Source organism: Luteibacter sp. W1I16, from assembly GCF_050434905.1.
Lineage (GTDB): Bacteria > Pseudomonadota > Gammaproteobacteria > Xanthomonadales > Rhodanobacteraceae > Luteibacter.
Map to the genome: position 1 here is coordinate 2,780,030 of NZ_JBNDJJ010000001.1, position 24,701 is coordinate 2,804,730.

Annotated in this window: 25 protein-coding genes and 1 other RNA gene; 6 read left to right on the forward strand and 20 right to left on the reverse strand. The window is 66.5% G+C overall.

All coding sequences use genetic code 11. From position 1 onward, the window contains the following. Positions 1–13 precede the first annotated feature (13 nt). Positions 14–358 (reverse strand): EF-hand domain-containing protein, encoded by a 345-nt coding sequence (locus QFZ41_RS12245; RefSeq protein WP_429199029.1) that lies wholly within the window; start codon positions 356–358, stop codon positions 14–16. Positions 359–452: 94 nt separating this feature from the next. Here QFZ41_RS12245 and cysK point away from each other — a divergent pair, with 94 nt between their 5' ends. Beyond that, a complete protein-coding gene (gene cysK, locus QFZ41_RS12250; protein ID WP_429199030.1) occupies positions 453–1,409 on the forward strand; it encodes a cysteine synthase A in 957 nt (318 codons plus the stop codon). A gap of 104 nt (positions 1,410–1,513) precedes the next feature. Continuing rightward, the gene (locus QFZ41_RS12255; protein WP_429199031.1) at positions 1,514–1,894 is read left to right on the forward strand and encodes a hypothetical protein; all 381 of its coding nucleotides are present in this window, start codon (positions 1,514–1,516) and stop codon (positions 1,892–1,894) included. A 165-nt stretch (positions 1,895–2,059) separates the two neighbouring features. Here QFZ41_RS12255 and QFZ41_RS12260 read toward each other — a convergent pair whose 3' ends face one another. The 11 genes from QFZ41_RS12260 to QFZ41_RS12310 form a co-directional block, all read right to left on the reverse strand. After that, the gene (locus QFZ41_RS12260; RefSeq protein ID WP_429199032.1) at positions 2,060–4,852 is read right to left on the reverse strand and encodes an AAA family ATPase; all 2,793 of its coding nucleotides are present in this window, start codon (positions 4,850–4,852) and stop codon (positions 2,060–2,062) included. Further along, positions 4,845–5,507 carry a hypothetical protein gene (locus QFZ41_RS12265; RefSeq protein ID WP_429199033.1) on the reverse strand — a complete coding sequence of 221 codons (663 nt, stop codon included), beginning with the start codon at positions 5,505–5,507 and terminating at the stop codon, positions 4,845–4,847. Before QFZ41_RS12265 ends, QFZ41_RS12260 begins: the two co-directional genes overlap by 8 nt. Further along, positions 5,500–6,810: a hypothetical protein gene (locus QFZ41_RS12270; protein ID WP_429199034.1), complete on the reverse strand. Its 1,311-nt coding sequence runs from the start codon at positions 6,808–6,810 to the stop codon at positions 5,500–5,502. Before QFZ41_RS12270 ends, QFZ41_RS12265 begins: the two co-directional genes overlap by 8 nt. Positions 6,811–6,812: 2 nt before the next feature. Next, complete coding sequence (folE, locus tag QFZ41_RS12275; RefSeq protein WP_429199035.1) at positions 6,813–7,409, reverse strand: GTP cyclohydrolase I FolE; 597 nt, start codon at positions 7,407–7,409, stop codon at positions 6,813–6,815. 143 nt (positions 7,410–7,552) lie between these two features. Then, the gene (locus QFZ41_RS12280; protein WP_429199036.1) at positions 7,553–9,019 is read right to left on the reverse strand and encodes a DNA recombination protein RmuC; all 1,467 of its coding nucleotides are present in this window, start codon (positions 9,017–9,019) and stop codon (positions 7,553–7,555) included. Between the two features lie 98 nt (positions 9,020–9,117). Next, positions 9,118–9,774 carry a ribose-5-phosphate isomerase RpiA gene (rpiA, locus tag QFZ41_RS12285; protein ID WP_429199037.1) on the reverse strand — a complete coding sequence of 219 codons (657 nt, stop codon included), beginning with the start codon at positions 9,772–9,774 and terminating at the stop codon, positions 9,118–9,120. Next, positions 9,771–10,229: an EVE domain-containing protein gene (locus QFZ41_RS12290; protein ID WP_429199038.1), complete on the reverse strand. Its 459-nt coding sequence runs from the start codon at positions 10,227–10,229 to the stop codon at positions 9,771–9,773. Before QFZ41_RS12290 ends, rpiA begins: the two co-directional genes overlap by 4 nt. Next, positions 10,226–10,837 carry a 5-formyltetrahydrofolate cyclo-ligase gene (locus QFZ41_RS12295; protein ID WP_429199039.1) on the reverse strand — a complete coding sequence of 204 codons (612 nt, stop codon included), beginning with the start codon at positions 10,835–10,837 and terminating at the stop codon, positions 10,226–10,228. Before QFZ41_RS12295 ends, QFZ41_RS12290 begins: the two co-directional genes overlap by 4 nt. Positions 10,838–10,946: 109 nt before the next feature. Beyond that, positions 10,947–11,129: non-coding RNA, 6S RNA (gene ssrS / locus QFZ41_RS12300), on the reverse strand. A 7-nt stretch (positions 11,130–11,136) separates the two neighbouring features. Next, the gene (locus QFZ41_RS12305; protein WP_371022502.1) at positions 11,137–11,445 is read right to left on the reverse strand and encodes a cell division protein ZapA; all 309 of its coding nucleotides are present in this window, start codon (positions 11,443–11,445) and stop codon (positions 11,137–11,139) included. A gap of 8 nt (positions 11,446–11,453) precedes the next feature. Then, a complete protein-coding gene (locus QFZ41_RS12310) occupies positions 11,454–11,678 on the reverse strand; it encodes a TIGR02449 family protein (protein WP_036116258.1) in 225 nt (74 codons plus the stop codon). A 116-nt stretch (positions 11,679–11,794) separates the two neighbouring features. On the opposite strand from QFZ41_RS12310, the gene QFZ41_RS12315 reads away from it, so the two are divergent. From QFZ41_RS12315 to QFZ41_RS12330, 4 genes are all read left to right on the forward strand, one after another. Further along, positions 11,795–12,361 carry a UPF0149 family protein gene (locus QFZ41_RS12315; protein WP_429199040.1) on the forward strand — a complete coding sequence of 189 codons (567 nt, stop codon included), beginning with the start codon at positions 11,795–11,797 and terminating at the stop codon, positions 12,359–12,361. Then, the gene (locus QFZ41_RS12320) at positions 12,358–13,650 is read left to right on the forward strand and encodes an aminopeptidase P N-terminal domain-containing protein (RefSeq protein WP_429199041.1); all 1,293 of its coding nucleotides are present in this window, start codon (positions 12,358–12,360) and stop codon (positions 13,648–13,650) included. The genes QFZ41_RS12315 and QFZ41_RS12320 overlap by 4 nt, the downstream gene beginning before the upstream one ends. Positions 13,651–13,899: 249 nt before the next feature. Beyond that, complete coding sequence (locus tag QFZ41_RS12325) at positions 13,900–15,441, forward strand: N-acetylmuramoyl-L-alanine amidase family protein (RefSeq protein WP_429199042.1); 1,542 nt, start codon at positions 13,900–13,902, stop codon at positions 15,439–15,441. A gap of 426 nt (positions 15,442–15,867) precedes the next feature. Then, positions 15,868–16,938, forward strand: coding sequence for an acyltransferase family protein (locus QFZ41_RS12330; RefSeq protein ID WP_429199043.1), 1,071 nt, complete (start codon positions 15,868–15,870; stop codon positions 16,936–16,938). On the opposite strand, the gene pepQ is transcribed toward QFZ41_RS12330, so the two are convergent. The 8 genes from pepQ to rph form a co-directional block, all read right to left on the reverse strand. Then, positions 16,923–18,254: a Xaa-Pro dipeptidase gene (gene pepQ, locus QFZ41_RS12335; protein WP_429199044.1), complete on the reverse strand. Its 1,332-nt coding sequence runs from the start codon at positions 18,252–18,254 to the stop codon at positions 16,923–16,925. The two genes, QFZ41_RS12330 and pepQ, sit on opposite strands and share 16 nt — an antisense overlap. Positions 18,255–18,328: 74 nt before the next feature. Next, positions 18,329–18,943, reverse strand: coding sequence for a hypothetical protein (locus tag QFZ41_RS12340; protein ID WP_429199045.1), 615 nt, complete (start codon positions 18,941–18,943; stop codon positions 18,329–18,331). A 58-nt stretch (positions 18,944–19,001) separates the two neighbouring features. Further along, complete coding sequence (locus QFZ41_RS12345; protein ID WP_429199046.1) at positions 19,002–19,349, reverse strand: PilZ domain-containing protein; 348 nt, start codon at positions 19,347–19,349, stop codon at positions 19,002–19,004. Continuing rightward, entirely contained in the window at positions 19,346–21,553 is a 2,208-nt protein-coding gene (locus QFZ41_RS12350; RefSeq protein ID WP_429199047.1) for a DUF1631 family protein, read from the reverse strand. The genes QFZ41_RS12345 and QFZ41_RS12350 overlap by 4 nt, the downstream gene beginning before the upstream one ends. A gap of 115 nt (positions 21,554–21,668) precedes the next feature. Further along, positions 21,669–22,826 (reverse strand): radical SAM family heme chaperone HemW, encoded by a 1,158-nt coding sequence (gene hemW / locus QFZ41_RS12355; protein WP_429199048.1) that lies wholly within the window; start codon positions 22,824–22,826, stop codon positions 21,669–21,671. Further along, the gene (gene rdgB / locus QFZ41_RS12360; RefSeq protein WP_429199049.1) at positions 22,823–23,416 is read right to left on the reverse strand and encodes an RdgB/HAM1 family non-canonical purine NTP pyrophosphatase; all 594 of its coding nucleotides are present in this window, start codon (positions 23,414–23,416) and stop codon (positions 22,823–22,825) included. Before rdgB ends, hemW begins: the two co-directional genes overlap by 4 nt. A gap of 4 nt (positions 23,417–23,420) precedes the next feature. Then, positions 23,421–23,930 (reverse strand): GNAT family N-acetyltransferase, encoded by a 510-nt coding sequence (locus QFZ41_RS12365; RefSeq protein WP_429199050.1) that lies wholly within the window; start codon positions 23,928–23,930, stop codon positions 23,421–23,423. After that, positions 23,927–24,658 carry a ribonuclease PH gene (gene rph, locus QFZ41_RS12370; RefSeq protein ID WP_429199051.1) on the reverse strand — a complete coding sequence of 244 codons (732 nt, stop codon included), beginning with the start codon at positions 24,656–24,658 and terminating at the stop codon, positions 23,927–23,929. The genes QFZ41_RS12365 and rph overlap by 4 nt, the downstream gene beginning before the upstream one ends. Positions 24,659–24,701: the final 43 nt, after the last annotated feature.

Here is a 24,701-nt window from a genome sequence, read left to right on the forward strand (position 1 = left end):
GTCGGCGATGCTCCTACCGCGGCGGCTGCGAAAGCTCCTTCGCATCCAACACCCCATCCCCGTTCCGATCCAGCTTGTGGAACTGATGAATGAGGTTGCGCTGGAACTCGTCCAGGCGCACCGGCTTCGCACCGGGACGCATCGGACCATCGTTGGCATCGAGCACGCCGTCACCATCGACGTCCATGCGCAGGAAGCCCTGGCTCATGTAGCGGACGTATTCCGCCTCGTCGATCCGGCCGTCGCCATTGCCATCCATGCGACGAAGGTACTCCGCGGGCGTCCGCGGAAAGTCCTGGCCGGAAGCCGGAGCGATCAGGAGCAGGGTGGCCAGCAAGCCATAGGGACGTCGATTCATGGGCCGGCAGTCTGCTCGATCCCCAGCCGTTTGTCGCCCCGTGGGAAACGGGAGTACCTTTGAGCCCTTGCACCTTTCGCCAAGGGAGTCGCCCATGATCCACGACAGCATCCTGGACACCATCGGCCGCACGCCCATCGTGCGCCTGCATCGCGTGGCCCCGTCCCATGTGACCCTTTACGCGAAGGTGGAATCGTTCAATCCGGGCGGTTCGGTGAAGGATCGCCTCGCGATCGCCGTAATCCTCGACGCCGAGCGGAAGGGCTTGCTGAAACCCGGCGACACCGTCGTCGAGGCGACCTCCGGTAATACAGGCGTCGCGTTGGCGATGGTCTGCGCGGCCAAGGGTTACAAATTCGTCGCGACCATGGCGGACAGCTTTTCGGTGGAGCGCCGGAAGCTGATGCGGGCCTACGGCGCCAGGGTGATCCTCACGCCCGCCGCCGAGCGCGGCAGCGGCATGGTGAAACGTGCGGAGGAACTGGCCGCGAAGCATGGCTGGTTCCTGCCGCGGCAGTTCCAGAATCCGGCCAACCCGGCCTACCACCGCAACACGACGGCAGCGGAGATCCTCCAGGATTTCGCCGGCCGCCGGCTGGATGCCTTCGTGACGGGTTGGGGTACGGGTGGCACGCTCACGGGCGTGGGCGAGGTGCTGAAGGTCGCCCGTCCCGAGGTGAAGATCGTCGTGTCCGAACCCGCCGCCGCGCCGCTCCTCGCCGACAAGCCGTGGTCGCCGCACAAGATCCAGGGCTGGACACCGGACTTCGTGCCCGAGGTGCTCAACCGGAAGATCTTCGACGTGAACCTGCCCGTGGACGAGGTGCTGGCGCGCGATACCGCGCGGCGGCTCGCCCAGGAGGAGGGCATCTTCGTCGGCGTATCCGCCGGCGCCACGGTGGCCGCGGCTTTGAAACATGCGGAAGGCGCGGAAGAGGGCAGCGTCATCCTCGCCATGCTGCCGGATACCGGCGAGCGTTACCTTTCCACCTTCCTCTTCGAGGGTGTCGAGGAAGGGTCGGACGATGCATGGCTGAATAGCCTGTCGTGACAGCCGTGAGCCGCCAGTGAACCATCATCGGCGGCTTACAAACGCACTGCGTTCCCATCACGCCTGACGCGTCACGGTAGGCCCTTCGAAAGGAGGAGAACACCATGACCCTGTTCCGCAGCAAGAGCATCGGCGAAGAAGTCCTTGGCCGTGCGCATCGTGTCGCTGGCGCCGTCACCGGTCATCATCCCCGCGAAGCACTCGGCGCTGCCCGCGAATACGCCGGGCAAGCCGGCGCCCTGGCGAGTCAGGCCATGGGCGTCGCCGGACGCGGTGTCCGCCGCAACATGGGCTTGAGCATCGCCATCGGCGCCAGCCTCGGCGCGCTGGCGACGGCGTACCTCCTGGCACGCCGACACGCACGGCAGGTCGATGAGCACGACGAACACGATCCGACGAGGCAGCGGCCGACGAACAGCAGCGGCGATGCGCTGGATGGGTCGGGCGAGGACAATCCTATTCCGGGCGAGACGGGGTTGTACTGACCGTATAGCAGGCCGGTTGTACTGGCAGCTGTTGTGGGAGCCGACCTTGTCGGCGATGGGTGCTCGACTAAACCTGGCCCGCTGCGGCGGGATCGCCGACAAGGTCGGCTCCCACCAGGCAGCGGATACGGGCTCCCACAAGGCATGTGCCAATTCTCGGCATGGTTATGCCGCGTTCGAGCGTCTGCGTAGTACCGCTAACGGTTGCGCCCAGGTGGCGCCGGGGCGGCGTTTGCTGGTGACCAGGGTCAGTTCCGATGGCTGGAACACGTTGACGTTGTGCGTGGCCGGTGTGGTCAGGATGTACTGCGCACGCGTGCTCTTGAGGAAGGCACCCACCTTGTCGATGTTGAAGATGTCGAGGTGGGCGAAAGGCTCGTCGATGAAGACGAAGCCGCCGGGGCGATCCTCATCGCGCATCAGCGCTACCAGCAGCAACAGCGACTTCATGACCTGCTGGCCGCCGGAGGCTTCGCCGTCGTCCATGCCGATCCAGCCCTTCTTGTCGAACTCGAAGCGTACGTGCAGGGCGGCCGAGGCGAGGGCGAGGTCGTCGTTGCTCAACTCCGGAAGGTCGACGTCGACACCGATGCCCGCCAGTTCCGCCAGCACCTTGAGGTTCTTCGCGTAGCGGCGGACGGTGTTGCGCAGCACCTGGATATACGCGCCGCGTGCTTCGTGCGTGATCCGCGACGCGCGTTCGAGATGCACGCGGCGCTTCTCCAGATCCTGCTTCAGGCCTTCGTGGTCGGCCCAGAATTTCTCGCGCAGGGCGAGAACGCTCGGGTCCTGCTCCCAATGGCCTTCTTCGAGACGGCGCTCGATGCGGTCGATTTCCCGGCGCACGGCGGACGGCGATTCATAGCGTTCGCGGAGCGCCGCCATGGCGGCGCGTGTGCGATGGACGAGCGCCACATGGGCACGCTTCGACCGGAACGCCTTGAGTCGGTCGACCTGCTCGCCACGCAACTGATGATGCTGGCGCACCGCGTCGGCGAGCTGGTTCTGGATCGAGCGCTGCTCGCGTGCGGCGTTATCGCGCGCGTTCGATGTCTTCAGACGCTTCTCGCGTACGGCCTCGTAATGGGTTTCTGCGGCGACATGGCTGTCGGCCGTGCGCTGCACGTCTTCACGCAGGCGTGCCTGTTGCTCGCGCGCCTCGGCGAATTCGTCGGCGCGGTCGGCGAGCTGGCTGCTCGCGCTCGCGCCACGCAGCACGGCTTCGGCATCGCTCGCGCGTGCGAGGGTGTCCTTGCGTTCCGTGGCGATGTCGCGCAGGCGGCCCTCGATCTCGCGCAGCCGGGCTTCGCCGTCCCTGAGTTGGCGTTCGCGCGCGCCGGAGCCGAAGTACATGTCGTCGACGCCGAGATGCCGTCCGCCGCGGCGTTCGCGGAAATAGCCTTGCGGCGTGATCCAGTCCTGGTCCTTGGCGACGCGTGCCCCGTCCGCGACATCCTCCACGCGGCGGATACGATCGAGGTTGCGCAGCAGCCAGTCCGGCGCCGCGGCCGAGAACTCGACCACTTCCAGCAGCGAGCCAGGCTTCGCGGCGCTGGCAGGCGCACGGTCGGCCACGACGAAATGCTTGTAACGATGCTGCTCGCCCAGCTTCCACGCCTTCTCGCGATCGCGCGGATCGTCCAGCAGGACCACGTGCCGATAACCGGCGAGCACGGCCTCCACGGCCGGTTGCCAGCGTGGCTCGACGATCTCGACGATCTCGCTGAGCATGCTGTGACGGACGCCGGCCTCGTCGAGCGCGCGGCGGAACGACGCTTCGAAATCCGGCGTGTAACGCCTGCCGCTACGCCAGGCCGAGAGTTGCGTCGTCAGGGTCGCCAGGTCCTGGCGCAAGCGGGTTTCCTCGGCTTGCAGCATGTTGACGCGTGCTCGCGCGTCGCGCGCGACGTCGGCCAGCCGTTCGTGGTCGGCACCGCCCTGGGCGGCGACCATCTCGCGCAGCCGCGTCTCCTGCTTGATCAGCAGGTCGTTCTGGGCGAGTTCGGCGCGAGCCGCATCGAGGCTCTTTTGGGTCTGCTGGCGTGCGAGGTCGGCCTCGTGCTGCTCGGCTCGCAATGCTTCACCGGTGGCGTCGAGTTCAACCAGTTGGCGGGTCAGTTCCACATCACGCCGTTCGAGTTCCGCGACGCGGCGTTTCACGCCGGTGAGTGGTGGGCGCGCACCACGAATACCGGCGCTCAGCTCGGCCAGTTCCGTGCGCGGCAGGATATCGGCGACAAGTTCGACACGTTCGCTCTTCAGCGCGTTCCATTCCTGGTACGAGCGCGCCCGCGCCTCGGCTTCCTGCAAGCTCACGCCGATGAGCGAGAGCTGGTGCTCCAACCCATGCTGCTCGCGATCCGCCTCGGCCTGTTCGTTACGCGCCCGCTGGTAGTCGTCGAGCACGGCCTTGTCGCCGAACACGTCGAAGACGAGGTCGAGCAGCGCCTTGGGTGGAAGTTGGCAGAGCTTGTCGGTCGCGCCTTGCTCCAGGGTGAGCACGCGCCGGATCGCTTGCGAAAGCCCGGCGCCTTCCAGGCGCACGCGGTATTCGCGCAAACCGAGGAAGTCGCCGCGCGCCTCGATCTCTTCCACGCTCACGTCGCCGCCTAGCACGGCGTACTGGCGCGTCCACTCGCCGCCCTTCTTCTGGATGCGGCAGGCGAGGGTCACCTCGCGATCCATCAGCGGAAAGAAGGGACGCTCGCCGTTCTGGCCCGGCGTATTGCCCACGCGGGCGCGCAGCCATGCGAACGGCTTGCCGTTGTGGCGCAGGTAGCTCTTGTAATCGCGGTTGCCCGCGCAGTCGATGGTGAGCAGGGTGCGCAAGGCGTCGAGCAAGGTGGTCTTGCCTGAGCCGTTGGGACCCACCACGGTCACGATGTTGGTATCGAGCGGCAGGCTGAAACGCTGCCAGTAGTCCCAATGCACCACTTCGAGGCTGCGAAAATCAAACATCGGTGGTCTCCTCGGCGGCGCGTGAAGCGGCACCGGCAAGCAGGTCGCCCAGCGCGCCATCGAGGATGCGGCGCGCCGTGCGTTCGTAGTCGAAGGCGAGATCGAGCAGGGGGCCTTCGGCGACCTCGCCCTTGCGGCGCACGATGAAGCCGAGGCGGTTGAGCGTGCCCAGGTTGAAGCCCACGCGTGTCTTGCCGCCGAGCTTGTCGCCGAAATCGGCGAGCAGCGTGCGTTCGGCGATCACGGGGGAAACGGCCGGATCGCGCGGGATGGGCTTGTCTTCGGCGAACATCTGGCTTTGCGACGCCGCGGCTTCGGCGTCCTGGCGTTCCACCTGGCGCTGCCGCTTGGGCAGCACGATCAGCGCCCAGATGACGACCAGCAGGGCCACGCCGTCACGGTCGAGTTGCAAGGTGTTCGATATCCAGCTGTCGCTGCCGCCGAAAACGGCGCGCTCGCTTTTCCGCGCCACGGCGAGGCCGATGTAGGCGGCATAGGGATGTTCGCGCAATTCGAGGCCGACCGCCTCCAGGCGGCGGTCGAGATCGTCACGGAAGGCCTCGTCGAGCAAGGCCTTGCGCGCCTGTGCATCGTCCCGAGGCAGCCAGCGTTGGGCGAGCAGCCGGGTGATCAGGCTGGCGGTATCGTCATGCATCGTGGATGTCCTTCGCGGCGTCGCGCGGACGCAGGCGTCCGGCGCTGACCAGCGCGATCTGGGGCAGGTCGGTCTCGATCAATCGCGCCTCGATTTCCAGCGCGAGGGGCAGGCGCGCGAGGTCGGCGGTGCCGCCTTCCAGCGCCGCCGATTCGGGGTCGCCAAGCAGACCAAGCAAGGAGAGGCGGTAAGCCGAGAGGGCATAGTCGTCGCCGATGAGCGTGTCTTCGAGTTCGCGCGGTTCGGCGATCGTCGCCAGTTCGGCGCGCCAGTCGTCGAGGAAGCGCAGGTCCTCCTCGTCCATGGGCAGGTCGGCGGTATCGGGTGGTTCTTCCGCACCCGGTAGTGCCGTGCTCTCGGCCACCAGTCGCTCGCGTTCCAGCAATTCGAACTCGGCGACGTCGAGTGCGATCTGGTCGTGGATGAAGGGTGCCGGCAAGGGCAGCAGGAGCTGGCCATCCTCGAAGGCGGCCAGGGTGTCGATGTCCTGCGCGCGCAGCCAGCCGACCAGGTCCGACGAGGACAGGCCGGTGCGGCCCAGGTGCACGCGGTGCTGGTCGATCTTGTTGAGTTCGCGCTGGAACGTGCCCGCCTGGCGCAGCAGGGCGCTCTGTGCGCGGCCGACGGCCTGGGCCAGACGATGGGGGGCGGGCTCCAGGTCGTCTTTTTCAGTGATGCCCGCGACCACTTCAGTGCCCTTCTCGACCCATGTCCACACCGAATCGAGGCGTTCGGCGGCGTGACGGATACGGTGTTCGGAGCCGGACAGCACCGCGCGGTCGAAGTCCTCTTTGAGTTCGGTCAGGCGCGAGAGCAGGTGGCCGAGCTCATCGACCGACACGCGTCCCATCGCCTGCCCCGCGGCAAGCTGCGCCGTGAGGTAGCCGAGCCCGTCATCGTCATCGTTCTCGAACTCCAGCATCGCCGCGATCGCGCCCAGCGCCTTGCGACCCAGCGGCCCCACGCGGTAACGAAGGGTTTCGCCGTCGTAGACCAGCAGGTCGTGGTCCTTGAGCCGTTGGACCACCGTCTCGAGTTTCACCGGATCGACGAAGGCCAGGTGGTCGCGGATTTCCTGCGGCGTCCATTCCGTCGCGTGCGAGCGGCCGCCGAGAGTACGCAGCACCAGCAGGCGCAGCAGCACCTGTGCCTCGCCGCCGTGGAATAACGCGGAGAACGTGCGCAGCAGGCCGCGCCCCCGCAGCAGCGGGAACACGGAGGGGAGGTCCTCGACGACGATGCCGTCGCGGAAAAGATCCTGCAGGCGTTCGTCGTGGACGTTGGTGTCGGCCGGACCGCTCAAGGTCAGCGACGGTCGACGCCGACGAAGCGAAGGAACTCACCCCGTGTGCGTGGATCTTCGCGGAAGCTGCCGAGCATCTGGCTGGTGATCATCGACACGCCGCGCTTGTGCACGCCACGGGTGGTCATGCATTCGTGGCTGGCGTCGATCACCACGCCGACCCCGCGTGGACGCAAGGTGTCTTCGATGCAGTGCGCGATCTGAGCGGTGAGCTTTTCCTGCACCTGGAAGCGACGGGCGAAACCGTCGACCACGCGGGCGAGCTTGCTGATGCCGACGACGCGATCGGTGGGTACGTAGCCCACGTGCGCGCGGCCGATGATCGGAGCCATGTGGTGTTCGCAGTGGCTTTCGAACTCGATGTCGCGCAGGACGATCATCTCGTCGTACCCGGCCACTTCCTCGAAGGTGCGGCGCAGGTAGTCGGCCGGATCTTCGTCGTAGCCCTTGAACCAGTCCGAGTAGGCCTTGACCACGCGCTTGGGCGTGTCGAGCAGGCCCTCGCGTTTCGGGTCTTCGCCCGCCCACAGCAACAGCGTGCGCACGGCCTCCTCGGCCTGTTCACGGCTAACCGGGCGGGACTTGGCGTCGTCGCTCATCGGGACGGATTCCTTGGTGGAAGCAAAGAGGCATTGTAGTGGGAGCCGACCTTGTCGGCGATCCCGTGGCAGCGGGCCAGGTTGAGGCAAGCACCCATCGCCGCTGAAGCGGCTTCCCACCAGAGCGGCTTCCCACCAGGTTACTAGTCTTCGGAGGGGGGAGTGGGGGTGGTGTCGGCCTCGCCCTCGGCATCGTCCAGGCCGGGGGCCAGTTCGAGCAGGGCTTGCGACTCGTCCGCGCCCAGCGATTCCACGCCGCGCAGTTTGCGTTCGATGGCGCGGGTGCGGATGCCGGCGCTGTCGATGCTGTTGCGTACCGTGTCCAGTTGCTTGCGAGTCTTCTCCAGCACCGTCGCAAACTTGCCGAACTCGTTCTTCACCGCCGCGAGCACGTGCCAGACCTCGGACGAGCGCTTTTCGATCGCGAGGGTGCGGAAGCCCATCTGCAGGCTGTTGAGCAGGGCGGTGAGCGTCGTCGGGCCCGCCACGGTGACGCGGCACTCCCGCTGCAATTGCTCGGAAAGTCCGGGGCGGCGGATCACCTCGGCATAAAGGCCCTCGGTGGGCAGGAAGAGGATCGCGAAGTCGGTGGTGTGTGGCGGGGCGATGTACTTGCTGCGAATGCGCTTGGCTTCTTCCCGGACGCGCAGTTCGAGCGCCTTGCCGGCCAACAGGGCGCCTTCGGCATCGGCAGCGTCCTGGGCGTCGAGCAGGCGCTGGTAGTCCTCCACCGGATACTTCGCGTCGATAGGCAACCAGACCGGCGTGCCTTCCTCGGTGCCGGGCAGCCGGATCGCGTATTCCACCCGCTCGTTCGAACCGGGCACCGTGGCCACGTTGGAGGCGTACTGTTCCGCCACGAGAATCTGTTCGAGCAACGCGCCCAGTTGCACCTCGCCGAAGGTGCCGCGGGTCTTCACGTTGGTCAGCACACGCTTCAGGTCGCCCACGCCGGCGGCGAGCGCCTGCATTTCGCCGAGCCCTCGCTGCACGGCCTCCAGGCGTTCGGACACCAGCTGGAACGACTGTCCCAGCCGGGTTTCGAGGGTGGACTGGAGCTTTTCGTCCACGGTGGCGCGCATCTGCTCCAGCTTGGCCGCGTTGTCCTGCTGGATCGCGGCCAGCCGCGTTTCCAGCGTGGCGCGGACCTCGCCAAGGCGCTTTTCGTTGTCGGCGGTGAGCGCGGCGAAGCGCTGCTCGATCAATTCACCGAAATGTTTCAGCGTGAGGGCGGATTCCTCGCGGGTCTTGCGCGAGTCGTCGGCGAGGCCATGGCGCAATGATTGCAGGCCGATGTCGGTGCGCTCGGTGAGCTGGTCCAGGCGGCGGCCGAAGCCCTCGATGCGCTCGTGCTGGCGGTCGGCCGCGATCTGCAATTGTTCCTGCACGTGCCCGCGGAACTGCCCGAAGCTCTCGCCCAGCTCCCCACGGCCCGCGCGCTGTTCCTCGCGGATGACACCTTCCAGCCGGCGGTTGTCCTCGCGCAGCGCATCGAGACGAAGCGCGCTGCCATCGTCCTGCCTGCCACGGGAAAGCAGGGCGATCAGCAGGCCCAGGCAGGCCAGCGCGACGGCCAGCAGGGCGATCAGAAGGATGGTTTCAAGCGTCATGGAGCGAGAGGGTACCTGTGTTGACGGCCCCTGGCGAAGCCGTCGCCGCTGAAGCGGCTCCCACAGGAGGCGACGTCAGAGATTGGATGGTGCGCGTCTCAGAGTTCGCGATTGCCGACGATGACCACGTCGGCCGGGCGTTTGGCGAACAAGCCAACGGTGACCACGCCGACGATCTGGTTGAGATCGGCCTCCAGTTCCACCGGGTTGGTGATCCGCCACCCGTGCACGTCGATGATCCAGTTGCCGTTGTCCGTCACCACGCCGTCGCGCCACACGGGATTGCCGCCGCGGGCGACGATCTCACGGGCCACGTGGCTGCGCGCCATGGGGATGACCTCGATCGGCAGCGGGAACTTGCCGAGCACGTCGACCAGCTTGCTCGCATCCACGATGCAGACGAAGGTATCCGACGCGGCGGCCACGATCTTCTCGCGGGTGAGGGCGGCGCCACCGCCCTTGATCAGGCGCTTGTGCGGGTCGCATTCGTCCGCGCCATCGACGTAGAGGTCGAGCCGCCCCGCCGCGTTGAGGTCGATCACGTCGATGCCGAGCTTGCGCAGGCGCGCACTGGAGGCCTCGGAGCTGGATACGGCGGCCTTGATGCGCTCGCGGTACTGGGAGAGTTCGTCGATGAAGAAGTTCACCGTGGAGCCGGTACCCACGCCGATGATGCCGTCCTTGAAACCACCGTTGCCGACGTAGCGGAACGCGGCGGTTTCGGCGGCTAGACGCTTCTCGTTGTCCTGGCTCATGACTTTTCCAGCTTCAGGATGAAGTCCCAATCGCTCTTTGCCACGGGCATCACCGACAGGCGGTTGCCCTTGCGCACGAGCGGCATGTCGACGAGTTCGTCGTACCCCTTCAGTTCCTCCAGCGAGATCGTGCGTGCGAGCTTGCGTTCGAACTTCACGTCGATCAGTACCCAGCGCGGTTGCTCGCGGGTGCTTTTCTCGTCGTAGTACTTCGACTTGGGGTTGAACTGGCTTTCGTCCGGGTAGGCCGGCGAGGCCACCGTGGCGATCCCGACGATGCCGGGGACGTCCGTGTTGGAATGGTAGAAGAAAACCTTGTCGCCGACCTTCATGCCGTCGCGCATGAAGTTGCGCGCCTGGTAGTTGCGCACGCCGTCCCAGGGTTCGGTGCCTTTGCGCTTGAGGTCGTCGATCGAGAAGGTGTCCGGCTCGGACTTCATGAGCCAGTATTTCATGCGTTGACGCCCGTGCAGTCGATCAGCTCCTTGTCGGTCGCGATGTAGTCGAGCGAGATGTCCCACTCGGCTGTCTCGATCGCGTCCAGTTCCTGGAAGTCGTATCCGACGCCGACCAGCAACGGCCGTGCCGGACGGGGCTGCCCACGGAGGAATTCGAAGCTGCGGTCGTAATAGCCGCCACCGAAGCCGAGACGGTTGCCGCGCCGGTCGAAGCCCAGGAGCGGCACCAGCACGAGGTCGAGCTTGCTCGCCTCGATGATGCGATCGGCGGCCTTGGGTTCGGGAATGCCCATTTCATTGGCCTCGACGTCCTCGCCCGTGGTCCACGGCGCGAACGTGAGCCGGCGCTTGCCGCCCGACTTCGTGACGATGGGCAGGTAGAAGGTCTGCCCGCGTTCGGCCATGGGTGCGATGGCGAGGTTGAGCGGCAGTTCGCCGCCCGTGGCCCAATACCCGGCCACGTGTTCATCGGTGAGGAATTCGGGCAACTGCTCGAGGGACTGGCGCAGTCCCTGGGCCGCGGCGACGCGCTCCGCCGGCTTCAGCTGGCGTCGGCGTTGCACGAGGTCGGCTCGCAGTTCACGTCTCTCGGGTAGCTTTGACATGGGTCGTTCAGCCGAACGGCACAGGCAAGGTTGCCGTCGAGCCGCCCCCTCCGGTGCCGCGGAAGGGGCGCTGACCGGTCAGGAACCGGCCGGCCGGGGGAATAAGGAGGCGTTCTCCGCGATGCCGCTGCGCACCAAACGACCTTGATCCAAAGGATCAGGTGGGAGGGCTACGCAACTTCAAGGCTTTCCGTACGAGGCGGACATGCACAACAGTCGCGAAAAGCCGACCCGGGGTCGTATGTAGGAACAAGGCAAATGTAAAGTGCGCTGGCGAACACCGCAGGGAACGCCCGTCGCTATTTTACCGATGCGTCGAGCAGACCATCAAGCTTTCTTCGCAGGGAGGCCAATCCGTCGGTCAGCACCTGTTCCTGCGAGTCGTGCTCCTTTCGCAGCGTGAGGAGTTCGTGAGCGATGCTCACGGCCGCCAGCACGGCGACCCGGTCGAAACCGGGCGCTTTCGCGTTCGACTTCAGTTCGCGCATCTTGCCGTCCAGGAACTGGGCGGCGGCAATCAGCCCGGGCCGTTCTTCCGGCGCGCAGGCGATGTGGAACTCGCGGTCGAGCAGGCGCAGGGATACCGGTTCACTGGCGGTGGCATTCATAGGAGGGATCAGCCCGTGTTCTCGAGCGCCTTCAGGCGCTGGATCATCGCTTCCACACGGCTGCGCGCCTGTTCGTTGCGCGCCATCAGCCCTGCACGTTCGTTCGCCAGCTGCTCCTGGCTATGCCGCAGGCTGCGGTTTTCCTCGGTCAGCCGGCGGACGGTGTCGACGAGCCGGTCGAGCGTCGCGCTCAGGGCTTCGAGTTCGGTCTTGAAGGCGTCCGGGTTCGTCATGCGCGGACTATATAACAGGATGTCCGGCGTTGTCGGCAGGCCGTGAAGGCGAAGGCGCCAGCGAGGTGAAGGCGGCTGCATTAGACTTCGGGTTCGAGTATCCAGGAGTAGCCGTCATGCCGGCCAACCAGACCGTCGACCCCGAAGACATCGCCGAACTCATCGGGCGCTGCAAGCTGGCCGTGTCGGTGAGCGAATTCCACGGCTCGCTCGTGGGTTACCTCAGCGCGGGCGGCCATTTTCCGCATGGCGCGGTGCTGGAGGCCCTCAGCCTCGAACCCGACGTGGCGCCCACCCCCGACGAGCAGGCCATGCTCACCCGCCTGCGCCACCAGACCGAGGAATGGCTCAGCGATCCGGAATTGACCTTTTCCCCGTGGCTACCCGACGAGGACGCACCCGTTCCCGAACGTGCCGAAGGGCTCATCGACTGGATCCATGGATTCATCGGTGGCCTGGGCCTGGGCGGCTCGGTCGAGCGCAACCAGGCGATGAGCGACGACGCGAAGGAAGTGCTCAAGGACATGGCCAGCATCGCGGCGGCGGAGTTCGAATTCGACGTCGACGACGACGTCAACGACGAGAGCCTGATCGAGCTGGAGGAATTCGTCCGCGCCGGTGCCATGCTGCTGCACGCCGAACTCAGTCACGTGTCGCGACCGGCGAGCGATACCCTGCATTGATCTCCGCGGCCGAGTACGCCCGGCGCCGCCGGGAGCTGATGCGCATGGCGGGCGAGGACGCGGTGCTGATCCTCGCCGCGGCCCCTGAGCGCATGCGTAACGCCGACGCGCCATGGCCTTACCGGCAGGATTCCGATTTCCACTACCTCACCGGCTTCGACGAGCCGGAGGCGGTGCTGGCCTTGCTTCCCGGTCGCGCCCACGGCGAGAGCGTGCTGTTCTGCCGCGAGCGTGACGCCGAACGCGAACGCTGGGACGGCGAGCGCATGGGCACCGATCGCGCCGCGCGCGAACTGCGCCTCGACGACGCCTTTCCCATCGACGATATCGACGACATCCTGCCGGGCATGATCGAAGGCCGGGCGCGCGTGTACTGCCACTTCGGCCAGGAACCCGACTTCGACGCCCGCCTGCTCGGCTGGATGCGCCGGCTGCGCACCGCGCGGGGCGGCGGTGTCGTTCCCAAGGACCTGGTGGCCCTGGGGCATTTGCTGCACGACCTTCGTTTGTTCAAGTCACGCGACGAACTGGCCCTCATGCGCCGTTCCGGTGAGGTGGCGGGAACCGCGCACCTCGCCGCGATGGCCATCGCCCGGCCGGGCGTGGCCGAGTACGAGGTGGAAGGGGAGATCCTGCGCACCATCCGCGGCCGCGGCGCGGTGCCTGCGTTCCCGCCGACCGTGGCAGGCGGCGCCAATGCCTGCATCATGCATTACCAGGCGAACCGCGCCACCTTGAAGGACGGCGACCTGCTCCTGGTCGACGCGGGTGCGGAGGTGGATTGCTACGCCTCCGACATCACCCGGACCTTTCCGGTCGGCGGGCGGTTCAACAAGGAACAGCGTGCCCTTTACGACATCGTGCTCCAGGCCCAGCTGGCGGCGATCGACGCGGTGCGTCCCGGCCGTTCGTTCGGTGATGCCCACGACGCCGCCGTGCGCATCATCGCGGAAGGCCTCTGCGCGGTGGGCATCCTCCGCGGCGGCGCCGACCGGATCATCGCCGAAGGCAGCTACAAGACCTATTTCCCGAGCAAGACCGGTCACTGGCTCGGCCTCGATGTCCACGACGTGGGCGATTACCGCATCGATGGCGAGCCGCGCGTGCTGGAAGAGGGCATGGTGGTCACGGTGGAACCGGGAATCTACGTTCCCCTGGACGATAAGCGCGTGGACGAGCGCTGGCGCGGCATCGGCATCCGGATCGAAGACGACGTGGCGGTGACCAGGGGAGCTCCGGAAGTGATGACGGCGATGGTACCGAAATCCCCCGACGCCCTGGAACGCTGAGCCCGCCCGGTGGGGATGTGGGAACCGGCAGACACTGTTGGAGCCAGCAGACTCGGTGAGAGCCAGCCGGTCCTGTTGGGGGCAGCAGGCCTTGTGGGAGCCGCTTCAGCGGCGATCCCACGGCAGCGGGCACGGCCCACACAGCCAGGGACGGTGGCCACGTGGTTCCGCAGGGGGCGCCGATACTAAGGATGAGTTGCCCTGTCGACCATGGTCGAGCCGCATGTGCGGTTCTCCAGGACATTCGATATGCGTCAGTCCGCAGCACATTCCCGGGCGGAATTCCGTCGAAAAGCGTTGTTGAGAGCAGCAGCATCCATCGCCCTATGCCTCGCGGCACCGGTAATCGCTCAGGACCAGCCGCCACCTGCGCCCGAAATGACCGACCTTGAGTGGCAGCTCCTTGAAAAGAGGATCGACAGCCGCGCCAATGAGATCGCCAATAGCCGACAGTTTTTCGAGACGGACCGGCGACCGATCACGATCGTAGCCACTCTGGACAGGCCATCGAAGGTGCTCGCCCTCGATATCGACGTGAGCTTCGGCCGCGACGTGGGCGATCTTCCATTAGAGGATTTTCAAGGCGCAATCGATATTGGTATCGAGGATATGACGGGCCTGATTCCAGGATTCACGACCACCGAATGGAGGATCGGCGGCCACGACATGGATTACTGGTTCAATCGGTCGAGCGCGGACCCGGAATCGCTGGGTAAACCGCAAAGGCGTGTTGCCCCGACAGAAAGCGGACCGCCGAAGGTCGTGGTCGCCGCAGGTCACGGTGCTTACTTTCACGCCAGCTACAAATGGACCATGCAAAGGGACCGGGTGAATGGTGTACTGGAAGATGAGATTACCCAAGTCTTCGCCGGCGAACTGGTGAGTTCCACCAGTAGCAACGGTGCTGAAGCGGTTCGCCTTCGAGGCACGCGTATGGATCTGTGGCACGAGCCAAGCGGCATGCCATGGGCCAACGTAGCCGCCAGATACTTTCTCCAGCGGCTGCTTCCGGAAAACCCGGAGATATGGGACAGCACGCCAGGTAGTACGGATCCGCGTAGGGAGATGCATCAGGACATCAGAAGTCGACCACTGTTCGCAAATCACGTGGGGGCGAACGCAGTAGTACACATTCACACAAACGCGAGCGCACCATCTGCGAGTGGTACTCGTGTGTTGGTGCATCCAGGGCGGCCCGCAGACTTGAAGCTCGCGCAATTGACGTTGTGCAGCATGAAGGAATTAATTCATACGGAACCTCGATTCGCAGGCTACACCGTTCCGTCTCAGCCGTCAGTTAACGGTAAGAAGGGTGAGAATAGTTATGCGGAGGTTCCTTCAATGATTGTGGAGGTTGGGTTTCATACTAATGAAAGTGACGCCGCTGCGCTGCAGGATCCTGTATTTCAGAAGCTGTCGATGAAAGGCGTCGCGAAGGGAATGCGGTTGTATCGCGAAAGTGCCTCCTGTGCGCTTTTTGCCGTTCAGAAATTGGAGCCCGTGACCGTCAGCATAGGGGGAGACGCCTGGTTGCCTGTGACGATTACAGGGAATCCGGTTTACCCCGTAAGCATCAAGGCAACGCAACTCAACTGCGGCAAAGGAAGATGCCGTTCGAAAGACAAGTTGGTCTTTAGTAAGGGCGAAGCTGATTCATACCGCTTCAATCATGTGTGCTGGCGGGGCGACGACGAGATATCGCCCATCCGGTACGCAGTGGAGGCCAAAGACGCCGACGGGGTACGGACAACTCCCGTGTTCCATGGGATCAACTGCGTCAAGGCGGGCTAGGGGCATCGAGATCGCTGATGCTGCATCGTCGACAAGGTCGGCTTGTGTCTTTCCGAAGGGCTAGGCTGGGAGGTGAGAGCGGAGTGCGGCAAGCCGATGGACGGCAGTGCTGCGAGCACGTGTGGGAGCTAGGGCTGCCGCACTCCCTCCACTAAAGCCCGAACAGTTGCTCGAGTCGTACCTCGAATTCACAAGCCGGGGCATGGTGGAGGTGCTCTCACTGCCGATCGTACTCCGGAGTGAAGCCATGAGCATCTTTGTAGGTATCGATGTGGGCAAAGCCACGCTGGACGTGGCGTGCCATCCCTGTGGACCCGGCGGGCGCTTCGTAAGCCGGGCGTGACCTGCGCGGCCGATGGCCGATCGTCGCAACCCGCTGACCGCGTATCCTTCCGTTTTCCCCTCACCGCCGCAGCGTAGTCCCTCATGGCCGAGAGCAAAGTCCGTTACGCCTCAGTCGACGTGCTGCGCGGAATGACCGTGGCGGCCATGCTGCTGGTCAACGATCCGGGCGACTGGGGACATGTCTGGTGGCCCCTGGAACATGCCCGGTGGAACGGCTGTACGCCGACCGATCTCGTTTTTCCGCTGTTCCTCTTCATCGTGGGCGTCTCGGTGTCGCTGGCCATCGTGCCGCGAATCGAAGCCGGCGCCGCCAGGGCGCCGATCCGGCAAGCCGCCTTGCGCCGGGCGCTGCGCATCGTCGGACTGGGCCTGTTGTTGAATCTCGTCGCGTGGCTCGCCATCCCCGAAGCCCGCCTGCGCCTGCCCGGCGTACTGCAACGGATCGGCATCTGTTTCGCGGCGGCGGCCCTGCTTGCCGTGGACACGCGGCAGCGCACGCGTGATGTCCTCTTCGTCGCGCTTCTTGCCGTTTATGGGGTGGTGTTGCTGGCGGGCGGCGTGGAGCCGTGGACGAACCTCGTCAGCCGCCTCGATTCCGCGGTGTTCGGTCCGTTCGTCTATACGATCGACCCTGCCACGGGACGCGGGCACGACCCGGAGGGTCTCCTCGCGACGCTGCCCTCGCTGGCGACGACCTTGCTCGGCATGCGTGCCGGGGCGTGGCTGCGCGCCGGTGAGATGCGCAAGCTGGTGGTCGCGGCGGGGATGTGCCTTGTCCTGGGATGGTTCGCGCAGTGGCTTTGGCCGTTCAACAAGAACCTGTGGACGCCCAGCTATGTCCTCTGGACCGGCGGCTGGTCGTTCGCCCTGTTGGCGATCGTGCATGAGCTGGTCGACCGGCGCGGCTGGCGTTTGCCTGGCCGCGCCTTCGGACTCAACGCCATCGCCGCCTATGCCGGTTCCGGCCTGATGGTCTACCTGCTGATCGCGCTGGGCGTGACCGGCCCCCTGTACCGCCACGCCTTCGCCGCGTGGATGACACCCCTGTTCGGTCCTTACGTGCCTTCGGCCGCCTGGGGCGTCGTCTTCGTCGCCCTGTGGTGGCTGGTGGTGCGCTGGATGGATCGCCGCGGGATTTACCTGAAGGTCTGAAGCGCGAACGCATCCCGTGTCAGGTTTTCCGGTGCACCCGCCGTGCAGACCACGTCGTCTTCGATGCGAATGCCACCGTATTTGCGGAACGCTTCCACCTTCGCCCAGTCGATGTCCGACGCGACCGGCTTGTTCTTGAGTTCCGCCAACAGCATGTCGATGAAGTAGAGGCCGGGTTCGATCGTCACCACCATGCCGGGCTCGAGCTTGCGCGTGAGGCGCAGGTAGGGATGTCCCTCCGGCTTGGCGATCGTGCCACCGGTTTCGGAGGCCTGGAATCCTGCGACGTCGTGCACCTGCAAGCCGATGCCGTGACCAAGGCCGTGCGGGAAGAAGGCGGAGGACACGCCGGATTCCACGGCGCCTTCCGCGCTCATGCGGATGAAGCCGTGCTCGCGCAGCACGCCAGCCAGCACATGGTGGGCGTGCACGTGCAGGTCCGGATAACTCTGCCCCGCGCGTACCTTCGCCACGAACGATTGTTCGGCGGCGTCCACCGAATCGATCAGTGCCTGGAACTCGCTCGCGTGCGCGGCTGCGTACGTGCGCGTGATGTCGCTCGCGTAACCGGCGGCGCTGGCACCGGCGTCGATCAGGAAGGAGCGGCTTTCGGCGGGCGCGGCACGGTCGAAGTTCGTGTAGTGCAGCACAGCGCCGTGTTCGTTGAGGCCGACGATGCTCGCGTACGGCAGTTCGGCATCGGTCTGGCCGACCGCGGTGAGGTAGGCGAGGTGGATGCCCAGCTCGCTTTCGCCGGCGCGGAAGGCTCGCTCGGCGGCGCGATGGCCGCGCGCGCCGCGCCGGCTGGCTTCGCGCATCAGTTCGAGCTCGTACGGCGTCTTGTAAGCGCGGTGGTAGTGCAGGTGGTCGATCACCGCGGCGGGATTGTTCGCGCACACGTCCTGCAGGTTGCAGAACTGGTCGCCGATGATGGCGCAACGCGAGAGGGCGGCTGGCAGTTCGGCGATGGCGTCGGCGGGCTTGCGCACCACGACGATGTCGAAATGGTCGACCCAGTAGCCGGAGGGCGCCTCAGGCACCACGTGCCAGTAGTCGCGAGGCTGGAGGAAAACGAGTTTCGGCTTCTCGCCCGGCGTATAGACCAGCCAGCTCCCCGGCGTGTCGGTCAGCGGCAGCCAGTGCTTGAAGTGCGGGTTGGTGACGAACGGGTAGTCCTGGTCGTCCAGGAACTTGGTGATCGGGCGGCCGGCCGGTACCACCAGGTGGTCGAAACCGCCGCGCGCCAGCGCGGTGTCGGTGCGCTCGCGCAGGGTGGCGAGGTGCTGCGGGTAAAGCGCGGCCAGCGCGTCGTTCATCGGGAGTCTCCGGAGCGTGGGGCAAACCGCAATGGTGCGCCTCCGGCGCCGCATCGCCAACCCCGTACGGGCGATCAGGCCTTGGCGAACACCACGGTGTAGTCGCCGGCGATATCGCCCAGGCGCTGGCGCAAGGCGGTGGCGGCATGCTCGTCGCCATCGCGGGCGAGCGCCTTGAGGTGGGCGCCGTACAAGGTGATGGCGAAGTGGCCGACCGCGAAGTCGTTGGCGGGCGACCGCCACAGGTGTAGCGGCGTCCAGGTGGCGCACGCGGGACAGGCCACGTAGGCGGAATCGGGTGCGTCGCACCACACCGCGAGTGCCTCCTCGAGGGCTTCGCTGCCGTCGTCGCCGGGTGCCAGCGTTTCCCGGCATTCCGGGCAGCGAATGACGAAGCTGCCGTCGTAGCGGCAGAAGATGCCGTTTTCGCGGCCGCCGTCCACCAGCCGCGCACCGCCATTGCCGTCTCCGCGCCAGCGGTGCCCGCTGGCATGCAAGCCGATGGCCCGGATGCCGGTGTCCGCCACGAGGCGCTCGTCGAGCACGCGGAACCGCGTTTCCTCCTCGCCGATGGGCAAGGGCGAAATGGTGCCGTCCCCGACGAGGTGCAGGTACAGGCTGGTCGCGGCCGCCGCGGCGTCGTCTCGCTCTAGGTCGGTGTCGACCAGGATGGTGGTGGCATCGCTCATGAGAAGCGATGGTGGTCCTCCATGTGGGGCGTCGTAAAGCATGGCGAGAGGTTTCCGTTCAGTCCGCGGGAGGTCCGATCCACTCATCGATGGCGCGCACGTCGTCTTCACTCGCCGCGACGATACGGTAACCGGCCCAGTACTGTCCCGCCGAGGCGGCCGGTTCGTGCCACTGTTCCTGGATGCCGATCTCGACCCTGTGTTCGCGATGTTGGGCATCGGGAAGGGTGAAGACCACTTGTCGCACCACGCCACTGCGTGGCGCGTTGCCGACGAGCAGCATCAGGCCGGTGGCCGAAAGGTTACCGAGCTGGCCCACCACGCCTTCGCTCATGACATCCATTACCGGCATCGGTGAAGTGGCCCGCTTGCGCGGCGCGCGGCGTTGTTCGAATTCGCGTTTCATGCCCGGCCTGCCAGTCGGGCGTCGTGTGAGCTTTCGCGACGCAGGTTGCGCGCGACCGCCTGCCATGCGCGGTCGACGATCGACATCTTCTGCTCCTTCCACTCGCGCGCTTCACCGTTGGCGACCAGCCGGGCGAGGCGGGTGAGGTCCATGTCGTCGCCGCGGCCACCACGCTGGTTCACGAAGAGGCAGCGGCCCGTGGTGGGCGAGAACCAGGCGAGCTTGCGCAGGGCCATGGTTCCGTCGGACTGGACGAACTCGAACCATGTACCGAATCGCAGGCTGGCGAAGCCGTCGTGGACGGCACGCGCGGCAGGATCGAGGGGTGTCGGCCGGACCGGGTTCACCGGCTCCCCGTGCGCCGTGCCCTCGCCCAGGCGGGGCCGTTGCTTGAGGCGCACGGCGACGTCGGTGGGCGTCAGGGCATGGTCACCCTGTCGCGCAGGGGTTTCGAACAGGCCGGCCGCGACCTGGGCCGCCTCGGAAGGATGCATGCCCAGGTGTTCCAGCCCGCGCTCCACGTCCTGGCGCAGTTTGCGCGCATCGGGAACGGGACGCCGGCCGAGCAACTGGTCGGTCACGCCCAGGCAGTATAAGAAAGCCTCGCCGTTCTCTCCGCCGCGCAGGATGTGCAGCGCGAGCACGTCGGCCCAGGTACGTTCGAGCAGGATGCGCAGCACGCCGCGAGGCGCGCTGCCGCGGACCATGCGTTCGGTCATGATCTCGGTGGCGCGACGGCGCGCGCGTTCCAGCCGGTCGCGGCCTTCCATGGCTTCGATCTGGCGCCGTTCGGCGACATGCGCCTTGCGCGACAACAGGGCGATCTGTTGTTCGATATCGGCGCGCCATGCCGGATCGACGACCTGTGCATGGTTCGCTTCGACGACCAGCCGCTCCAGCCGGTCGACCAGGCCGGCGTCCGGTTCGCCTTCGGCCGGGTCAAGCCAGTGATGCGCCGCCTCGCTCACCGTGTCGAGCAGTTGGCGGGCGGGATGCTCGGGCTGGTCGAAGAATCCGCGATCGTTCACCGCCGCGCGCAGCATCGGCCATTGCAGGCCTCCGAGCACGGCGTGCCCGGGGCTTGCCGCACCGAGTTGATGGCCCAGGGTCTGAAAGAGGCGCGCGGTCAGCTCGACGGTGTCCCCTTGCTCGATGGTGAGTTCCGCGGGCGGCGAGCCGGCGGGACGCGCACGGTTCAACTGGTGGATCAACTCGTCGCGCAGGGCCTGTGCGCTGCGGATTTCGCGCTGGGCGGCATCGGTCACATCCACGACGTGGCCTTGCAGGGCGAGCAGGGCGGTCTGCAATTCGTCATCCGAGGCCAGGCGACCCGGCGCGAAACCCGCGCCGCGGCCGGTTTCCACGCGCTGTGCGAGCAGGCTGCGCAAGCCTTCCAGCACGCCGATGTGGCCTTCGACCAGCGCGGCGCCGGTGACATCGGGCGACGCACCGGCGCCACCGGGCTCGGCGGGATGCGCGCGGCGGTCGCCGACGGGGGCCGCCGCGACACGCACGTTCGGGTAGACACGGAAGCCCGGCAAGATACCCCGCGTGCGGAAATGATCGTTGAGCGCGCCATAGAAGGCCTCGCCGTGACCGAGCACGCGCGCATCCACCGCGTGGAAGAGAAGCAACCGGTGAACGGTCGACAAGGGCATCGGCGCGATGGCGTCCTTCAGCGCGGCGATGAGCGCACGCGGCCCGGCCGGCAGGGCCTCGCCTTCGAGCGGTGGCGTACCCGCGAGCACCGCGAACCGGTAGCCGAGTTCGAACAGGCTGCTGGCGCTGCGCGCTTCGCCGCGCGCCGCCATGCTGGCCAATGCATCGGCTTGCTCCTGCTCGTCGGGATCGACCAGGCTGAGTGTCAGGTGTTCGGTGCCGGCGGCGGCTTTTTGCTCGCCGGCGTCTCCCAGCCGGCGGAACCGTTCCGACAGATGGGCCGCGAAGCGGTTGCGGAAGCCGGGGCCGTCGCGCTCCACGATGTTGCGGCTTTCGAAGCACGCCTGTTGTTCGAGATGGTTGCGGCTACTTTCCGCCGAGGCGAACAGGCGCTGGTCGAAGTCGCGCAGCGAATCGCGCAAGGGCATGTCCAACCACGTCAGGCACAGCGACAGGCCCTGCTGCGTTTCGCGTTCCGCACGCGGCGACAGGGCGACGGGATGCGGTCCCGTCCGGCCGTACGGCGGTTGCGTACCCGCATTCATCCGAAAAGGTCCTCCACGACCCTGCCCGTCGAGTTTAGGAGTCCATGCCATGCACGCGCCAGCGCATCGGCGGCCCGCTTATGGCTTAGGACGATTGGAGTAGACGGTGGCCCGGTCAGGCCATGAAGGCTTCGATGACGTCGTTCAGGAAGCGCTGGCCGAGGGGCGTCGTCTTCAATGTTCCGGCGTCCTCGACCATCCAGCCCCTGGCCACGCACATGGCCAGGGCAGGTGCGATGACCGAGTGCGGCAGTCCGGTGCGTTCACTGAAATCCTTCATCGGCACGCCGTCGATCAGGCGCAGCGCATTGAGCATGTACTCGAATGGCAGGTCGTCGGACGTGACCCGGTTGTCGCCCCCGATCCGGGCGGATTGGCCGGCACTGGCGAGATAGGCGGCGGGCAGGCGGGTTTTCCAGCGCCGGCGCACACCGTTCGTGTCGCTGATCTTCCCGTGCGCACCGGCGCCGATGCCCAGGTAATCGCCGAATCGCCAGTAGTTCAGGTTGTGCGCGCAACGCCGCCCGGGCGATGCGTACGCCGACACCTCGTATTGGCCGTATCCGGCGTCACCGAGCCGGCTTTCGCAGGCTTCCTGGATCGCCCAGGCCGCATCGTCGTCGGGTAACGGCGGCGGATTGGCGGCGAACGCGGTGTTCGGTTCGAGGGTGAGCTGGTAATGCGAGACGTGCGTGGGCCCCAGCGCGATGGCCTGCTCCACGTCGTCGAGCGCACCGGCCAGGGTCTGCTCCGGCAGGGCGTACATCAGGTCGATGTTGATGTTGTCGATGCCGGCATCCTGCGCCTGGCGCACCGCGTCGGCCGCCTCGTTGGCCGAGTGGATGCGGCCGAGGCGGCGCAGCTTGTCGTTGTCGAAGCTTTGCACCCCGAACGAGATGCGATTGACGCCGGCCGCGAGATAGCCGTCGAAGCGGCCGTGTTCCACGGTGCCGGGATTCGTTTCCAGGGTGACTTCCGCATCGGGGGCGAACGCCAGGCGTTCACGTGCGCCATCGAGAAAACGGCCGACCAGTTCCGGTGTGAACAGGCTGGGCGTGCCGCCCCCGAAGAACACGGAGTAGATGGGGCGCCCGTGCAGCGCCGTGCCGAAATCGCGCAGGTCGGCGTCGAGGTCGGCCAGCAGGGCATCGATGTAATCCGCATAAGCCGGCGTACCGCGTACGCCATGCGAGTTGAAGTCGCAGTACGGGCATTTGCGCACGCACCACGGCATGTGGACGTACAGCGATAGCGGCGGGGGGACCAGGTTCATGCCAGCTCGGCGAAACGTGCCTTGAGCAACGCGAGCGCCTGGCCACGGTGACTGAGGCGGTTCTTCCGCGACGGCTCCAGTTGCGCGGCGGAGACATCGTGGCCATCGGGAAGGAACAAGGGGTCGTAACCGAATCCACCGTCACCCCGTGGCGCTTCCAGGATGCGCCCGTGCCAGCGGCCCTCGGCGATCAGGGGCGCCGGGTCGTCGGCATGGCGCAGCAGGATGAGTACGGCGATGAAGTAGGCGCTGCGCCGTTCCAGTGGAACGCCGTCAAGTTCACGCAGGAGCTTCGCGTTGTTCGCGGCGCTGTCGCCGTGCGTTCCCGCGTAGCGGGCCGCGTAGAGTCCAGGGGCTCCGTTCAACGCGTCGACGCAGATGCCCGAATCGTCGGCGAGGGCGGGCAGGCCGGTGGCGCGGGCCGCATGGCGTGCCTTGATCAGCGCGTTCTCCACGAAGGTCAGGCCGGTCTCGTCGGCATCGTCGACGCCTAGCGAGGTCTGTGCCACGAGTTCCACGTCGCTGCCGGCCAGTAGCTGTTGCAGTTCGATCACCTTGCCGGCATTGCCGGAGGCCAGGACGATGCGCATGGAATCAGAGCCCTTCGGAGAATTCGGGAGCGTAATCCACGCGGCCACGGTAGCCCGACAGGCCCTCGACCGTCAGTGGTAACACCTGGAAGGCGTTGCCGCCTTCGAACGCGTCGTGCAGTCCGTGGCTGGACGCCTTCATGAAACCGAAGGCGGCGTAATAGACCGGCGAACCGAGCACGAAGATGGCGCGGGCCTCGCGCACGAAGCAGGCGCCGATACCTTCCTCGATCAAGGCGCGGCCCACGCCCTGGCGCTGGTGCTCCGGCAGCACGGCCACCGGGGCGAGGCCCAGGGCCTTGCCATCGTCGCCTTCTTCCACCGTGACGGGGGAAAACAACACATGGCCGACCACGGTGTCTTCCTCGTCGACCGCGACCAGGGAAATCGCAGCGCGTCCGGCGGCCATCAGGCGGCGAACCAGCCCGGCCTCGGCGTCACGGCCGAAGGCGGCGCGATGCACGGCCACGATCGCCTCCAGATCGTCCGGCGTGGCGCTGCGAACCTCGGTCACGGGGTGGCCTCGAGGGCGGCGCGCTGGGCGGTCACCAGTTCGTCGATGCCCTTGGCCGCGAGATCCATCAGCACGTTCATCTCCTCGCGGCGGAAGGCATGGCCCTCGGCCGTGCCCTGCACCTCGATGAAGCCGCCGCCGTCGTTCATCACGACGTTCATGTCGGTGTCGCAGTTGGAGTCCTCGGCATAGTCGAGGTCGAGCACCGGCACGCCGTTGTAGATGCCCACCGACACCGCCGCGATGGCGCCGAGGATGGGGTTGCGCTTGATCGCGTTGCGCCGCGTCAGCGTCGCTACCGCGTCCACCAGGGCCACATAGGCGCCGGTGATCGCCGCCGTGCGCGTGCCGCCGTCGGCCTGGATCACGTCGCAGTCCAGCGTGATCACGCGCTCGCCGAGGGCGGCGCGGTCCACGCAGGCGCGCAGGGAGCGCCCGATCAGGCGCTGGATCTCCATGGTGCGGCCACCCTGGCCGCCGCGGGCCGCCTCGCGCTGCGTGCGGTCGGTGGTGGCGCGGGGCAGCATGCCGTACTCCGCGGTGACCCAACCTTCGCCCTTGCCGCGCAGCCACGGCGGCACGCGCTCCTCGACGGACGCGGTGCAGAGCACCTTCGTGTCACCGAAGGACACCAGCACGGAGCCCTCGGCATGGCGGGTGTAGTGGCGCTCGATGCTGACGGCGCGCAACTGGTCGGCGGTGCGGCCGCTAGGACGGGAAAAGGTCATGTGAGGCCTGATTTGGGCACGGACGGTGGGTCAGTTTACCATT

What these genes read in the sequence shown, in the direction of transcription:
- QFZ41_RS12245 (WP_429199029.1), bottom strand. Translation starts at nt 358, where the DNA reads ATGAATCGACGTCCCTATGGCTTGCTGGCCACCCTGCTCCTGATCGCT.
- cysK (WP_429199030.1), top strand. Translation starts at nt 453, where the DNA reads ATGATCCACGACAGCATCCTGGACACCATCGGCCGCACGCCCATCGTG.
- QFZ41_RS12255 (WP_429199031.1), top strand. Translation starts at nt 1,514, where the DNA reads ATGACCCTGTTCCGCAGCAAGAGCATCGGCGAAGAAGTCCTTGGCCGT.
- QFZ41_RS12260 (WP_429199032.1), bottom strand. Translation starts at nt 4,852, where the DNA reads ATGTTTGATTTTCGCAGCCTCGAAGTGGTGCATTGGGACTACTGGCAG.
- QFZ41_RS12265 (WP_429199033.1), bottom strand. Translation starts at nt 5,507, where the DNA reads ATGCATGACGATACCGCCAGCCTGATCACCCGGCTGCTCGCCCAACGC.
- folE (WP_429199035.1), bottom strand. Translation starts at nt 7,409, where the DNA reads ATGAGCGACGACGCCAAGTCCCGCCCGGTTAGCCGTGAACAGGCCGAG.
- QFZ41_RS12280 (WP_429199036.1), bottom strand. Translation starts at nt 9,019, where the DNA reads ATGACGCTTGAAACCATCCTTCTGATCGCCCTGCTGGCCGTCGCGCTG.
- rpiA (WP_429199037.1), bottom strand. Translation starts at nt 9,774, where the DNA reads ATGAGCCAGGACAACGAGAAGCGTCTAGCCGCCGAAACCGCCGCGTTC.
- QFZ41_RS12290 (WP_429199038.1), bottom strand. Translation starts at nt 10,229, where the DNA reads ATGAAATACTGGCTCATGAAGTCCGAGCCGGACACCTTCTCGATCGAC.
- QFZ41_RS12295 (WP_429199039.1), bottom strand. Translation starts at nt 10,837, where the DNA reads ATGTCAAAGCTACCCGAGAGACGTGAACTGCGAGCCGACCTCGTGCAA.
- QFZ41_RS12305 (WP_371022502.1), bottom strand. Translation starts at nt 11,445, where the DNA reads ATGAATGCCACCGCCAGTGAACCGGTATCCCTGCGCCTGCTCGACCGC.
- QFZ41_RS12310 (WP_036116258.1), bottom strand. Translation starts at nt 11,678, where the DNA reads ATGACGAACCCGGACGCCTTCAAGACCGAACTCGAAGCCCTGAGCGCG.
- QFZ41_RS12315 (WP_429199040.1), top strand. Translation starts at nt 11,795, where the DNA reads ATGCCGGCCAACCAGACCGTCGACCCCGAAGACATCGCCGAACTCATC.
- QFZ41_RS12325 (WP_429199042.1), top strand. Translation starts at nt 13,900, where the DNA reads ATGCGTCAGTCCGCAGCACATTCCCGGGCGGAATTCCGTCGAAAAGCG.
- QFZ41_RS12330 (WP_429199043.1), top strand. Translation starts at nt 15,868, where the DNA reads ATGGCCGAGAGCAAAGTCCGTTACGCCTCAGTCGACGTGCTGCGCGGA.
- pepQ (WP_429199044.1), bottom strand. Translation starts at nt 18,254, where the DNA reads ATGAACGACGCGCTGGCCGCGCTTTACCCGCAGCACCTCGCCACCCTG.
- QFZ41_RS12340 (WP_429199045.1), bottom strand. Translation starts at nt 18,943, where the DNA reads ATGAGCGATGCCACCACCATCCTGGTCGACACCGACCTAGAGCGAGAC.
- QFZ41_RS12345 (WP_429199046.1), bottom strand. Translation starts at nt 19,349, where the DNA reads ATGAAACGCGAATTCGAACAACGCCGCGCGCCGCGCAAGCGGGCCACT.
- QFZ41_RS12350 (WP_429199047.1), bottom strand. Translation starts at nt 21,553, where the DNA reads ATGAATGCGGGTACGCAACCGCCGTACGGCCGGACGGGACCGCATCCC.
- hemW (WP_429199048.1), bottom strand. Translation starts at nt 22,826, where the DNA reads ATGAACCTGGTCCCCCCGCCGCTATCGCTGTACGTCCACATGCCGTGG.
- rdgB (WP_429199049.1), bottom strand. Translation starts at nt 23,416, where the DNA reads ATGCGCATCGTCCTGGCCTCCGGCAATGCCGGCAAGGTGATCGAACTG.
- rph (WP_429199051.1), bottom strand. Translation starts at nt 24,658, where the DNA reads ATGACCTTTTCCCGTCCTAGCGGCCGCACCGCCGACCAGTTGCGCGCC.